The sequence below is a fragment of the Deltaproteobacteria bacterium genome (assembly GCA_017302835.1).
Taxonomy (GTDB): Bacteria; Bdellovibrionota; Bdellovibrionia; order Bdellovibrionales; family Bdellovibrionaceae; genus UBA2316.
In genome coordinates this window covers 62,988-77,511 of the sequence record JAFLCC010000011.1, presented here as the reverse complement: position 1 = coordinate 77,511, position 14,524 = coordinate 62,988, and the positions used below count along the sequence as shown (strand labels likewise).

The 14,524-nt window shown below is 39.4% G+C and carries 11 protein-coding genes; 7 read left to right on the top strand and 4 right to left on the bottom strand.

Going from position 1 to position 14,524, the window contains the following annotated elements; all coding sequences use genetic code 11:
• Positions 1–88 precede the first annotated feature (88 nt).
• The 6 genes from purL to J0M15_12645 all read left to right on the top strand — a co-directional run bounded on the left by purL (position 89) and on the right by J0M15_12645 (position 8,028).
• Positions 89–2,260 carry a phosphoribosylformylglycinamidine synthase subunit PurL gene (purL, locus tag J0M15_12670; GenBank protein MBN8537900.1) on the top strand — a complete coding sequence of 724 codons (2,172 nt, stop codon included), beginning with the start codon at positions 89–91 and terminating at the stop codon, positions 2,258–2,260.
• 1 nt (position 2,261) lies between these two features.
• Positions 2,262–3,632, top strand: a complete 1,371-nt coding sequence (locus J0M15_12665) for an amidophosphoribosyltransferase (protein MBN8537899.1) — start codon at positions 2,262–2,264, stop codon at positions 3,630–3,632.
• Positions 3,633–3,674: 42 nt separating this feature from the next.
• Positions 3,675–4,601, top strand: a complete 927-nt coding sequence (locus tag J0M15_12660) for an LD-carboxypeptidase (protein MBN8537898.1) — start codon at positions 3,675–3,677, stop codon at positions 4,599–4,601.
• A 14-nt stretch (positions 4,602–4,615) separates the two neighbouring features.
• Positions 4,616–5,677: a serine hydrolase gene (locus J0M15_12655; protein ID MBN8537897.1), complete on the top strand. Its 1,062-nt coding sequence runs from the start codon at positions 4,616–4,618 to the stop codon at positions 5,675–5,677.
• Positions 5,678–5,762: 85 nt separating this feature from the next.
• Positions 5,763–7,163: a UDP-N-acetylmuramate--L-alanine ligase gene (locus J0M15_12650; protein ID MBN8537896.1), complete on the top strand. Its 1,401-nt coding sequence runs from the start codon at positions 5,763–5,765 to the stop codon at positions 7,161–7,163.
• A 133-nt stretch (positions 7,164–7,296) separates the two neighbouring features.
• Positions 7,297–8,028 (top strand): hypothetical protein, encoded by a 732-nt coding sequence (locus J0M15_12645; protein MBN8537895.1) that lies wholly within the window; start codon positions 7,297–7,299, stop codon positions 8,026–8,028.
• A 165-nt stretch (positions 8,029–8,193) separates the two neighbouring features.
• Here J0M15_12645 and J0M15_12640 read toward each other — a convergent pair whose 3' ends face one another.
• From J0M15_12640 to J0M15_12625, 4 genes are read right to left on the bottom strand one after another with little or no spacing between them, the layout of a single operon-like run.
• Positions 8,194–8,565, bottom strand: coding sequence for a cytochrome c (locus J0M15_12640; protein MBN8537894.1), 372 nt, complete (start codon positions 8,563–8,565; stop codon positions 8,194–8,196).
• Positions 8,549–9,388: a cytochrome c gene (locus tag J0M15_12635; protein ID MBN8537893.1), complete on the bottom strand. Its 840-nt coding sequence runs from the start codon at positions 9,386–9,388 to the stop codon at positions 8,549–8,551. The genes J0M15_12640 and J0M15_12635 overlap by 17 nt, the downstream gene beginning before the upstream one ends.
• Before the next feature lie 8 nt (positions 9,389–9,396).
• Complete coding sequence (locus tag J0M15_12630; GenBank protein ID MBN8537892.1) at positions 9,397–10,632, bottom strand: hypothetical protein; 1,236 nt, start codon at positions 10,630–10,632, stop codon at positions 9,397–9,399.
• A gap of 59 nt (positions 10,633–10,691) precedes the next feature.
• Positions 10,692–11,864, bottom strand: a complete 1,173-nt coding sequence (locus J0M15_12625; protein MBN8537891.1) for an EAL domain-containing protein — start codon at positions 11,862–11,864, stop codon at positions 10,692–10,694.
• Positions 11,865–11,982: 118 nt separating this feature from the next.
• Between J0M15_12625 and mutS the strand changes: the two genes are divergently transcribed.
• Positions 11,983–14,490: a DNA mismatch repair protein MutS gene (mutS, locus tag J0M15_12620; protein MBN8537890.1), complete on the top strand. Its 2,508-nt coding sequence runs from the start codon at positions 11,983–11,985 to the stop codon at positions 14,488–14,490.
• Positions 14,491–14,524: the final 34 nt, after the last annotated feature.

The following is a 14,524-nucleotide window of genomic DNA, read 5'->3' as shown; positions in this document are numbered from 1 at the left end:
GCCTCAGTCGCCTCCCTCCTGCGGCCTTGATTTAAGGCTTTATAAATTCGCTCTTAGTACTAAATTCAAACAAGGACCAAGGAAGTTTATGAAATTAGAATTAGCTGCCAAACTCAAACACTATCGAATTTCTCAGGATGAATATCAAAGAATCCTTCAACTTTTAGGTCGTGAACCAAAGCCCATCGAGTGGCCCTTGTTCTCGGCATTGTGGAGTGAGCATTGTTCCTACAAAAGTTCTAAGGTTCATTTACGTAAGTTTTCCTACAGGAATGCACAGACCCGGGACGATTCCGATGAAAATGCAGGATTGGTGGATTTGGGGTATGGTGAAAAAATCATTTTCAAAATGGAAAGTCACAATCATCCCAGTTTTATCGAACCTTATCAAGGTGCGGCCACAGGGGTGGGTGGCATCTTGAGAGATATCTTTACCATGGGAGCAAGACCTATTGCCTTGGCAGATTATCTTTGCTTTGGCAGCACCGAACCCGAAGCCGGAAGAATGAAGTATCTGGAAAAAGAAGTGGTTCATGGTATCAGCGGCTATGGGAATTGTGTCGGAGTCCCAACGGTTACGGGATTTACAGAATATGATAGCTCCTATAATAACAATATTTTAGTCAATGCCATGGCGGTGGGTCTTGTTACCGAAGGGATGCCATTGGCAAGTTCCAAAGCCGAAGGGGTTGGAAATCTTGTTGTTTATGTTGGAGCTAAAACTGGGAAAGATGGGGTTCATGGAGCGGCCATGGCCAGTGAATCCTTTGATATGAATAACGATGCCAAAAAACCAAATATTCAAATTGGGGATCCCTTTTATGAAAAACTTCTTATAGAGTCTTGTTTAGAAGTTCTGGATCAAAAAATAGTGGTAGCCATGCAAGACATGGGGGCTGCTGGTTTGACCTCCAGTAGTTTTGAAATGGCAGCCAAGGGTAAAGTCGGTTTTGATTTGCATTTGGATCAGGTCCCCCTTCGTGACTCCACCTTAACTCCTGAAGAAATCTTGCTCTCAGAGAGTCAAGAAAGGATGTTGCTCGTTTGTAAACCAGAAAATTTAGAAAAAGTTAAAAAGGCCTTTGAGAAGTGGGGTCTAGAGGCTTCACCCGTCGGGATTATCAATAATCAGCAAAAAATGAAATTATATTGGAAGGGTGATTTGTTAACAGAAATAGACCCGGCGTTGATCACCGACTCAGCCCCTCGCTATGAGAGACCCTTTGGCAAAGTTGCTAGAAAAAATCAGGTCTCAGATTCTGAGCTTCATTCCGCCTCCCAAAAGTTAGATTTTAATTCTAGCTTTGAAAAAATGTTACATAATGCTTCTTTTTCTTCGAAGGAATGGATTTACGAACAATACGATCAACGAGTGGGGGCGCGAACGATCAAAGATTCCAGAGATAGTCTAGCTCTCTTACGACTTCCCTCAAATCGAGATCTAGCTATCACTTTGGGTTGTCGACCAGCGTGGATGCGTTTAGATACTGAGATTGGGGCCAAAGATGCCATCTTGTATCCGGCTTTACAAATGGCCATCAAAGGAATCAAATGTTTGGCCGTTACCGATTGTTTAAATTTTGGTAATCCAGAAAAGATAGACGTCATGTCAGATTTTGTTTGTACGGTAGACACCTACGCGGAGTTGGCAATAAAGTTAGATGCGCCTGTCATTTCTGGAAATGTAAGTTTTTATAATGAAACGCAAAACACAAACATCACTCCAACCCCAGCTGTAGGGTTGGTTGGAATTAAGGAAAATGAAGTTCCTATTCCTGAATGTCATTTTAAATCAGATAGCTTAGAAGTTTATCTTGTCAGCTCGCTCTTACCAAATCAAAGGGTTGCAGCTCTGGCAAAAACGGCAGAGGTTTTGAAAATTCAGCCGCAATTTTCAGGGGATTTAAATTCAGATTATTGGGTTCAAGTAGTGAAAGAACTAAGGAATTTTTCAGCTAAGGAAAAACCTGATGCCGCAAGGGTTGTTGGGTCTGGCGGCTTAGCGATGACATTAAAGAAAATGTCCCAAGGCAAGTATTCATTTAAAGGATTCCATAAATCCTTTAACCATCCAGAAAATGGGGGATTTCTTCTTGAGGAAAGACTTTATGAATTTGTTTTTGCGGTAGAAAAAAATCGAAAAATGGAATTTGAAAAAGCTTTGGAGTCATTTTGTCAGAAGAATCAACTTGAATTTCATTTAATCGGCTTCACCCAAGCGGGCTTCACCCACGTCGGAGCCACCCAAGGAAGGAATTAAAATGTTTGATTCATTTAAAGAAGAATGTGCTGTCTTTGGAATTTGGAATCATCCAGAGGCCAGTCAGATGGCCTATCTCGGCTTGTATGCCATGCAGCACAGAGGTCAAGAATCCGCAGGGATCGTTTCTTTAGAAAATGGAAAGCATAAACATCATAAGGGGCTAGGTTTGGTTGGAGATGTCTTCTCTGAGTCTATTCTTTCACAAATTAAAGGTCAGGCAGCTATAGGCCACGTGAGGTATTCCACAACAGGGCAAAACCTTATTTCTAATGCCCAGCCATTGACCGCAGAGCTCTACAAAGGGCCTGTTGCTATTGCTCACAATGGAAATATCGTCAATTACGAGAAGCTCAAAAAAGAGCTCAGTTACACAGGGGCCATTTTTCAAGCAACGAGTGATACTGAGATTTTGCTGCATCTTATTTCTAAAAGAAATAACGAAAACTTTATCCAAGCTTTGAAAGAATCCGTCCTTTTGCTAGAGGGGGCCTTCAGTTTTGTTTTATTGTCACAGAAAAAAATGGTGGCCCTTCGTGATCCCAACGGATTTAGACCTTTAAGTTTAGGAAAAAAAGAGAACACTTATGTTATCGCCAGTGAGACCTGTGCTTTTGATTTAATCGGAGCGGAATTTATCAGAGATATCGAACCTGGAGAGATTGTTTGGTTTGATGAAGCCGGGATGCATTCTGAAATCTATGCCAAAAAAAATCAGCTCTCACAATGTGTTTTTGAGCATGTTTATTTCGCTAGACCTGATTCAAAAGTTTTTGGCAAAAGTGTTTATGAATCCAGAAAAAGGTTAGGAATGTTTTTAGCAAAGGAATCAGGAGTTGCTGCGGATATTATTGTCCCAGTCCCTGATAGTGGTGTCCCCGCAGCGATTGGGTACTCTCAAGAAAGTAAGATTCCCTTTGAACTAGGGATTATTAGAAATCATTATGTCGGAAGAACCTTTATTCAGCCATCGCAAAGTATCAGAGACTTTGGAGTTAAAATTAAACTCAATCCTCAGTCAGAAGTTCTGCAAGGAAAGAGGGTGGTGGTTATTGATGACTCCTTAGTCCGCGGGACAACAAGTAAAAAAATAATAAATCTTATCAGGCAAGCAGGAGCTAAAGAAGTACATATGAGGATTGCCTCCCCACCTACCGTAAGTCCGTGTTATTATGGCGTCGATACTCCTCAAAAAAGTCAACTCATTGCTGCTAATTATGATTTGAAAACGATAAATGATTTTATTGGAGCCGATTCCTTGGCTTATCTATCAATGGAGGGTTTGTTTGCTTCAATGGAAAGTGATAATCAGCATTTTTGCGCCGCCTGTTTTAATGAAAAATACCCGACGCCGATCTATCAAAACACCTAAGCTAAGTCACAGTGATGATAAAATATGGTAAATAAAGTAATTATGAAAAAAAAAGTAGTCAGAGTGATTGCTCCAGGCTTTAAGCCAAATGATTTTGTTTTATCCAATATAGAATTCTTTTTTTCTCAGCATCCTGAATTTGATTTCTTATATGATCCTCATATTATTGAAAAACACCCTTTAAACTCGGCCTGTTTAAAAACAAGAGCGCAAAGTCTTGTGTCCGCGTTGGAAGATGACCGAGTGGATATTATTTGGTGTTTGCGGGGTGGGTATGGGTCCATTCAGCTGTTACCATTTTTAGATCAAATTGATTGGGATCAAGTTAAAACTTCTAAGAAAAAAAAGTTACTCATGGGATTAAGTGATATCACTTCCTTGCATATATATTTTTTTCAGCGATGGGGCTGGTCGAGTCTCCATGCTTCCCATTTGGATCGATGGGTTGAAGGCAAGATTGATAAAAAAACGAAAAAGGAAAACTTAGACCTCCTGTTTTCTAAAAAACACCAAGTTGTATTCAAAAAAATAAAGCCTATCAATCAGTTGGCTAAAAAATGCAAAGTAATATCAGCGGTTCTTGTTGGGGGGAATCTAGTCACCCTGACGAGCCATTTGGGAACTCCTTACGAGCTAGACTTGGATGGCAAGTTTTTATTTTTTGAAGAAATTGGTGAAAGAGCCTATCGGATCGATCGGTGTTTAACCCAACTGTTGCACGCTGGAAAATTCAAAAATTGCCGTGGGATTTTTATAGGACAGATGACTCAGTGTTTGGAGCCTAATGGAAAATCCTTGCTGGCTTGGCTTTGGAAGGAGTGGGGAGAGAAACTGGGTCTACCTGTATTTAAAGGCGTTCAGACGGGTCATGACACTATACAAAGACCTTTGCCCTTAGGATCAAGAGCTAAGATAAAAAAAAGGGGTGACGATTTTGAATTATCAGTGGAATATAATTTTAGAAGCTAATATAAGGAATTCATTTGAAATTTTCAGTGTTAGAAAAAAGTCTGATTAAAAATATTGAAGAACATATCCGGGACGTTACCCCTGGAGTCATGGTAAGAGCCTATCAAAATGGCCGTCTGGTTTGTGATATCTCTGTTGGGGAAACCTACGCTTATTATGATTTAGCAAGTTTGACAAAAATTATTTTTACGGTTCAGGCAATGATGTTGGCTTTTGAAGAAAAGAAATGGGATTTAGATTCTCGTGTTAAAAGTTTTCTTCCCTGGTACCGTCATGAAAAAACCAGAATTCAAGATTTGTTAACCCATTCCTCAGGACTTATTTGGTGGAAGCCTTTTTATCAAGAGCTCAACCTTCAAGATTCTTGGCAGTCCAGACGTGAGCACCTTCGGAAGTTGCTGGAGGAACTGGAGCTCGCCCCACAAAGTCAGAGTGTCTATAGTGATGTTGGTTTTTTATTGCTTGGTTTTGTTCTGGAGGCCATTTATCAGAAGGATTTATTTCCGATATGGAATGACATCAAGGATACATTTTACCAGGGGACAACGCTCGAATTTCATTTACGAAATCAAACCACCATCAGAACCTCGCTTTTTGCTCCAACAGAGGAATGCCCTTGGCGACAAAAACTCCTCCAGGGGGAAGTTCATGATGAAAACACATGGGCTCTGGGTGGACTTTCAAGCCATGCAGGATTGTTTGGGAGTATTGATGATTTGGGTTGGTACATGTTGCATTTGCGATCGCAGATTCTTGGAATCGCCAGATATCAAATAAAACAAAAAACCACTCAAATTTTTATTAAAAGATCAAGGCCCGAGGGATTTGGCGATTGGTCCCTAGGATTTATGTTGCCAACACCGGGGAAGAGCAGTTGCGGTGGGTACTTTTCGCTGGATTCTATTGGGCATACTGGTTTTACCGGCACTTCTGTTTGGTATGATCCTAAGGCCGATTTAGCTGTTTGTATTTTGAGTAATAGGCTCGTTTACGGTAGGGAAAACAAAGCTTTTGTAGGATTACGTCCGCAAATTCACAATTGGATCGTTGAGGGCCTGCGAAAATCATCTTTATAAACTAGAGTCATTAATCATTGCAAAATGAAAAGAATGAAACGAAAGGACGAGAGTGGATTTAAAACCAGGTTCAAAAATTCATTTAATGGGAATTTGTGGAACAGCGATGGCATCGCTTGCGGGGCTTCTTAAAGAGAGAGGTTTTCAAGTCAGTGGATCAGATTCAAATCCCTATCCTCCGATGTCCACTCAATTAGAGAATTTGGGAATTCAAATTAAAACCCCTTACAGCGAAAAAAACTTATTACCAGCTCCAGATTTTGTCATCGTTGGAAATGTGATTTCGGCTCAAAATCCAGAAGCTGTCGAGCTAAAGAAAACAGGAATTCCTTTTACCTCTCTACCAAAAGCCTTAGGTGAATGGATCATTGATCAAAAAAATTGTATTTGTATTTCTGGAACCCATGGAAAGACAACAACCACCTCACTCATGAGTTGGGTGATGGAAAAAGCGGGAAAGAAACCTGGTTTTCTGATAGGGGGAATTCCAAAAAATTTTAACTACAGTTTCAAAAATCCAGAAGGTGATTTTTTTGTCATTGAAGGCGACGAATATGACACCGCTTTTTTTGATAAGGTTCCCAAGTTTGTGCATTACAAGCCCAAACACGTGATTCTGACAAGTATTGAGTTTGATCATGCCGATATCTATAAAGATCTTGAGGATGTAAAAAAAGCCTTTGCTAGGTTGTTAAAAATAATCCCAGTTCAGGGGTCTTTTATTTACTGGGAAGAAGATCCTCATATCAGAGATTTATTAGATGAGACCAACACTCAAAATGTCTATAGCTATGGCTTTAATAAAAAAGATAATCCAAACCATGCTCGCTGTGAAATTTCCAAAGTGACGGAAGAGGGAACGGAGTTTAAAGTATTTTACCGATCTTCTCAATGGGGGCCTTTTTTATTAAAACAACCAGGAGAGTATAATGTTCTAAACGCTACGGCCGTTATTGTTATGGCATTAAATTTAAGAATTGAAACTGAAGTTCTTAAAGAAGCGGTGGCTGGCTTTGAAGGTGTCAAAAGACGGCAAGAAATTTTAGGAGAGCCTGGAGGAAGGCTGTTGATCGAAGACTTCGCACATCACCCAACAGCGGTCAGAGAAACCCTCAAAGGCATAAAGAAGAAGTACCCGCAAAAAAAGATCCATGCCGTCTTTGAACCAAGAAGCGCGACGAGTCGCCGAAAAATATTTCAAAAAGAATACGCCCAAGCCTTTGGGGCCGGTCAAAAAGTCTATATTATGAAAGCCTTTGATCAATCCAAACTTCAGGACGAAGATAAATTTTCCTCCGAAGATTTAGTGGCAGATCTGAACAAAGGTGCCAACAAGCTTTGTGCTTCTCTTTATGAAGATGTAAACTCCATCGTGGACTCCTTAAAGAAGGAATCTGCGCCTGGGGATTTGATCGTTATTATGAGTAATGGCGGCTTTGAGGATATCTATGGAAAGCTGATTCGAGCACTTTCAAAAGACTCATAGGATTTATTTATAGGATAAAATTAGTGTCATAAAAAATGACATGAAGGGTGAATTTTTTCCAGACAACAGAGTCTCATTTTTATTGTTGCTCAGATTTTTTGCAGGTTTGTCTGTTTTTTATTAATAGCAAGTTATGACAATATCTTTAATTGGAATTCAAAAACTTAATTTTATGAGTATTATTTTGTTGTTATCAATGCATTCAATAGACGGTTTTGCAAATTGTTTTCGTGATCATATGAAAGAAGCTATTAAAATCAATACGGAAAGAAAGCTAAGGTATGCTGATCTTTCACAAGGGAAGTCATTAGAAATTTCTGAAAAATTAATCAGCTTTGAAAAACGTCTTTTATTTTTTAGTTATACATTTGCTAATTTTGATTATGTAAGTGATCGATTTGAAAAGTATGGTGTCCATATTACTTGTGATGATTATGTCAGCATGAGCACGGTTACAGTCTTTAATGAATTTTGGCCGCAAGGAGTACCTGAGCTTTCTAATTATGTAGATTTCAACATAAAAGCAGCAAAAAAGAAACTTTATAAGGCTTATTTTGATAATGAGGATCTTAAGGCTGTTTTAGATGAAACCCTAGGGCTTTTAAAAAGGATAGAGAAAGAACCACGTTTTAATTGTATGGTTCGTCATGCTTTGGAAAGTATTGCACGGATTTCAATGATGGCCCCCAAACAAGAGGAGGCCCTTTCCAAAGTTTATCAGACTGGCGCTATGGCCTTGGCCAGAGAAATGGCATATGGGCACATCTTTATGCTAGACACTTTCAACGAACTAGATCAAATGGCAGCACCTTTAAGCGTTCAAGGGCTCCCTATTTTGTGCCAAGATATTCCAGTTATTTTATAAAATTTCAGTGTTACGTTCTTGAGAAAAAAATTACTATCATCACTATCATCCAACATTCGTAGCTCTAGTTTTAACTCATTTTTCCCATAAATCCTCTGTGATGGTAAGGTTGAAATGTTTATGGTCAATCAAGATTGTGGTCTCGTCAATGAACTTGGAATGATTCTACGGTTTTAGATTAGAGAAGTAAGTAGCTATCAGCTCGATATCGTTGTCTGACAGAGAAGAGGCAATAGGGTTCATCAAGGGATCTTTTCTTTCATTGTTTTTGAAGGCCAGTAGTTGCTTGGCTAAATATTCTTTTTTTTGTCCGGCTAGGTTTGGCCACAGAGAATTGTTGCTGAGGCCTTCGGCTCCATGGCAGCCAGTGCAGGTGATGGTTAGATTTTTCGCAGCGGCAGGATCGCTTGCGCTTGATTGGGCCAAACAAGGTGAATAAATCACGTTAAAACCAAGAAGATTTAATACAAAGACTCCGGATAAAAAAAATAAGAATAAAGAGATTTTTGGAAGTTTAAAATTATTTATTGCGATCATATCTCATTCCTTTCAAAGTCCAATTTAAGAACAACTGTTTTTCAGCTTCAGTGGGAGCTGGTAAATCCATTCCTTCTGGAGGCATATTTTTTTTCAGTATCAGGCGATTAAAAATGGCATCAGCTTTAAGGACGACAACATCATATTGTAACCAATTGGGCATAGGGGACGCAGCCGTATTTTCGTTATGACAGAGGCTACAGTATTTTTCGAAAAGGGGTTTTATGTGATCGACATAAGTTAGGGTATCTTCCAAATTCTTTGTGGGGTCACTTTGATTGCTTGCAGGTGGCTGATTGGGAACATTTGGCTTTGAATCAAGTGGGGGATTTTGAGTTGGAATTTGAGTTGGATTTTGGACTGAGCTTGGAGGTGGATTTTGAGATTCGGAATCGTCAGTTGTTTTTTCTGGAGCGCCGTTGTCGACCCAGTCAGCAATTAGTTTTCTTTTATCTTCGGGCAGGTCAAAGCCCTGGGGCATGTCTTTTTTAGTAAAGACTCTGGATTTGATCAATTCCTTCTTTGAAAAAGCGGTAGGATAATCCAGCCAGTTTCCTTTTGGAGAGCCTTTTCCATGGCAAGCGATACAAGATTTTTCAAAAATAGGTTTGATATCTTTGAGGTAGCTTGGGCCAGTTAAGGTTTTTGTATTTTGCGTATTTTTTGAATCGGAGGGTGTGGTCGTTTCGCTATGAGGGGCATGGGCGCTGTTTTGTCGTTGACAAGATAAGTTGATCAAAAAAAAGGAAAGGAAGAGTAAATGAAGTCTGAGCCAGTTTGATCTGAATTTTAACTTAAATAAAGTTATATTAAGTAATTTCATAAATTCTCCTAAAGCCAACCGTGCAGTAAAACAAAAGCAGAATTCACCACGGTGGGTAGACTCGCTTCTTCGGTAAGTCCCGGCCTGGTTGAATTGGATTGCTCGAGTCGGATATTGACATCCATATTGCTATTTAAAAAGTGTTTGATTCCTGCAGAATTGCGAGAAAAAGAGTCGGCCAAAAACCTGTTATCTGGAATAAACTGATCGTACTTATATAGTAACTGCCAACGTGAGTTTAACTCATAGGAAAGCAAGCTATACACCCCATAGGACTTAGCATCTTTTAAGGTGTCATTCCAAGCTGTGTCAGTGGAAGGAATAAAGAATCGATTCATGTAAGTGTTAACTTGAGGGTTGCTAAATCCATCGGCATAGGTGAGCTCTACTTGCCAATGAATCGCTCGGTTCAAGAGGCTCTCTAAGGAGGCCACATTGTATAGAGAGTAAGCTTCCATCGGTTTTTTGTAAGAATCAGAATTAAGAGTGTAGTAACTCAAGCCAAAAAAGCCAGGATGTTTTAGAGGGCGGTAACGAAAATTCAAAAGGGCACCGTAAGGGCTGTCATTTAAAATAGGACTGCTACCTCCCTGCGCCGGAGCGCCGCCAGTGAGGGCGATATCCCAGTGAAATTTTGAATTGGGATCCCCTGTGAGTCCAACGCCCATTTCATAATCGAAATTGGAAGTCTTTGTTTGCAATTTCGTATAGGTTCGATGCTCATCGGTCATTAAACCAAAAGGTAATAGAAATCGGCCAAGGCTCAAGGTGGAGAAATACTTTTCTTCTCCTGATTTCGCAAATTCATGAAGGAAATAACCTTCCCTTTCTTTATTGTTTTTAGCCTCCAGAGGAGCAAGCCCCAGGCTAAAAACAAAGCGGTCCAAGGATTTTCCATCTTCAGCTTGGGTGAGAGGGATATTAAAAGTGGGATCAGCTGTCATAAAAAAAAGACCACGTGTGGTAGCTGCACCTTTGCTGTAAAAGGCCTCAAAACGAGTGTCAAAAGAAACAAGGTCTTGTTTTGAAAATGAATTGATAGGGTATTCATGACTGCCGTACAATTTGCCATTGACATTTCGAGCGCCTCCGCCAAAGGGAGAGACGTGACAGAGCTGGCAATTAACATAATTGTGTCTGGCTGCGTATTCAGGCCGAGCGTGAAGGGAAGGGGCTGATATTAAAAAAAGGATTTCCGTTAAATAAAAACAAATCAGATTTAAATAAACTTTGAAGTCTTTCATGGGGAGGCAATGTAGCTGAAAGACTTCAAAATGGACATGATTAATATCATCAATGTAAATTATTTAAGTTTACTAATTAGGTCTTTTAAGGGAATGGCCTTGGAAAATAAATAACCTTGGCCGAAGTCGACACCTAGGGCTTTTAAGAGATGTTTTTCTTCATCTTTTTCAATACCTTCGGCCACTACCAGCATGTTTAGAGATTGGGCTAAATAGATTAAAGATTTAACAATGGCCAGGGCCTTATCGTCTTTGAGCATGTCGCGAATAAAAGACCGATCGATTTTGATATTATCCAGAGGCATACGGAATAAATACTGAAGACTGGAAAACCCGGTGCCGAAGTCATCAATGGAAAGTTTGTAGCCGAGCTCATCAAAACGGATGAGGGTATCTAGGGCTGCATTTCCATCCATCATAATTCTTTCAGTCATTTCAAGTTTGATACAGTTTGAAACAAGATCAAACTTCTTTCTTAACTCTTCAACAGCATTGATAAAATCAAATTGGTGAAATTGCTTTCCCGAGATATTAATTGAAACGCTAAAGTCTTTGATGTTGGATTCAGTTTGGATCTGTTTTAAATCGCGGAAGCATTCCTCCACAATCCATTTTCCAAAGGGAATAATCAGGGAAGAGTACTCCACAACATCCATAAAAACAGCTGGAGAAATGGGTTCACCCGTGGGAGGGAACCAGCGGATAAGGGCCTCGGCCCCAATAATTTTTTCAGTTTTGATATTAACGATGGGTTGATAGAACATCACAAATTCTTTATTTTCAAAGGCTTGGGATATTTTGGCTTCTAATTTAATTTTTTCAACCGCCAAGATATCTTCTTTTTTGGCTTTCTCCGTATTAAAAATTTTCTTTTTAGGTTGGATCACAATCAGATCATTTTGGGCCCGTAGTCTTTTAAGCAAAACCCTCAAAAGTAATCGAACGACGGTGTCGGAAGCTTGAACTCGTTCCAAGAGCTGATCTTTGGTGACGATAATGAGACTGCATTCTTCAAGAGTTTTTGCCGAAGCGGAACGGACTTGATTATCGATAATCGCCATTTCCCCAAAAATTTCTCCTTCACCAAGGATGCTTAAGGGGAATTCTTCACCATCCTTGCTCAAAAAAATAATCACTCTTCCTTTGTCAATGATATAGGCTCTATCTCCTTGTTCTCCTTGGGAGAAAAGAGTGTGGTTGGATGGGTAAGAGACGAGGGATGCTTTTGACACATTCAAATTATCAACTGTGTTGAGGAAAACTTCAAATTTTCTTGCAAAAACTGGTCTCAAGTTGATGTTGTTGCAATAAGACTTGAATAAATAGGGTTCTGTTTAATACAACACTTCTATGGAAAAAAGTTCACAAACCCCCTTAATGAAGCAATATTGGGAAATAAAAAATCAACATCCAGATAAGATCGTATTTTTTCGTATGGGTGATTTTTTTGAACTTTTTTTCGAAGACGCTCAGACCGCAGCACCCTTGCTAGGGATTACCTTAACTTCGCGGAATAAGAAAAGCCAAGAGCAGACACCCATGTGTGGAGTTCCCTATCACTCGGTTTCCAATGGGATTAATAAGTTGCTTTCCCTTGGAGTGAAAGTGGCCATTTGCGACCAAGTGGAGGACCCAAGGCTAGCTAAAGGTATTGTTAAAAGAGAAGTGACCAAAATTTTAACTCCTGGGATGGTCTTTGATTTTGATACTTTGGAGGCTACCAAGTCTAATTTTTTAGCCTGCTTTTACAAAGAGTTCGTCTATTTTTATGAAGCCTCGACCTTTGAGTCTTTCAAAATTCACTACACCCAAGACAGAGAGCTCAAAAGAATTGTTTCCTCTTTTGAGGTTAGTGAGCTTGTTTTTTGCGAAGAAGAAAAAAAAACCCTAGCTGAATCTTTGGTAAAGACAGTGACTTTGAGGAAGGTGGACCATAATGATTCAGGTGGAGAGGTATTGCTTGAATACCTACGGTATTTAAACCCGCTTTGGAACCCAACGGGCGACTTATTTCCAGAAAGAGTTTTGAACTCAAAGTTAAATTTGCCATCGAGCGCCGTCAAACATCTTGAACTTTTTGAAACCTATAAAGGAGATAACAAGAATTCACTTTTTGGCTGTATCAATCACACTAAAACAGCATCGGGGAGCAGAAAATTAAAATCATGGATGAGATTTCCACTGACGGATGTAAAGGCCATTGAAGAACGACAAGAAATTCTAGAGTTTTTTCTTCAAAAAGTTCATGTTTTAAAAAAAATTCGTGAAATTTTCATTTATGTTTCTGATTTTGAAAGAAAGCTTGCCAAGATAGATCAGGCTCAATGTCTTGTAAGAGATATTCAAGGCTTGTTTTCTTCAGTTATGACATGCGAAGAAATTCTTAGAATTTTGGCAGAATCTGGGTACCCTCTGGATGAAAAGTCTCTTTCTCCATTTTTTGAGTTAAAAAAATATGTGGAAGGTAGAAATTTGCAGTTAAATGAAGAGCCCCCTTTGTCTCTGAGGCAGGGAGGAATTTTTAAAAAGAATTTTTTTTCTGATCTAGATGAATGGATAGAACTTGCGACCAACTCACAGAGTTTAGTGATGGAATTGGAACAAAGGGAAAGAAACAAAACCGGTATTTCCTCTTTGAAGATTCGCTATAATCAAGTATTTGGCTATTTCATTGAAGTCACTCACACCCATTCTGAAAAAGTTCCACCTGAGTATAAGCGGAAACAAACTCTGACCAATGCAGAACGTTTTTATACTGAAGAATTATTAGAACTTGAAAAAAAGGTTTTACAAGCTCAGTCGCGCCGGTCCGAATTGGAGTACCTGTACTTTGAAGAGCTAAAAAAAGAAATTCTCAGTAAATCTCAAGTGATATTGGAATTGTCCCATAGGGTGTCAGAGATAGACGCCCTGTCTTCATTAGCTTGGCTCGCTTTAGAGTCTAACTATGTGAAGCCCATTTTAGAGAAAGATTCTGATATTAAAATCGTGGAAGGACGACACCCTGTTATTGAGAAGGTTCTGAACACTCGGTTTGTTCCAAATAGTATAGAAGTTAAAAAAAATGAGTGTTGGCTAATCACCGGACCTAATATGGCAGGGAAAAGTACTTTAATGCGCCAGGTAGCTTTGATTCAAATTTTAGCACAAATGGGAAGTTTCGTTCCTGCTTCTTATTGCAGGTTGCCGATTTTGGAATCGATTCACACCCGCATTGGAGCCAGCGATAATCTTTCCGAAGGTTTGTCTACTTTTATGGTCGAAATGACGGAAACGGCTGACATGCTGAAAGAAGCCACGTCCAGATCTCTGATTTTGCTTGATGAGATTGGTCGCGGAACGGCAACCTATGACGGTTTGAGTTTAGCTGAAGCTATCGTAGAATTTCTGATTCATCAGGTGAAGGCCTACACTTTATTCGCAACACATTATCATGAACTTACTGAATTTTCACATCGATTTACTTTTGTTAAAAATGCCCACATGGCGATTACCGAGAATCATGGAAAAATTGATTTTTTACATCTACTAAAACCTGGACCTGCTGAAAAAAGTTATGGGATTCAGGTTGCCGAATTATCTGGGATGCCCCTGGAAGTTACTGAAAAAGCAAAAAAATATTTAGTTTTAAAGCTTGATTCTCAGGCAGAGAAGAAAACAAACAAACAATTGTCATTGTTTGATCAGGAAACCTTGACCCCAAGGAAAGTAGAGTTAGGGGAAACGGATCTGGGAGAGTTGGATAAATTTAAAATAATAAAGAAAAAAATCTGTAAAATCGATATCGCCAAAACAACGCCACTACAGGCACTAGTGCATCTTAACTCGTTAAAGGAAAATCTAGAGAGCCAGTTTTAAAAGAACCTGTTCCCAAAAGGTCAGGAACAAGGCG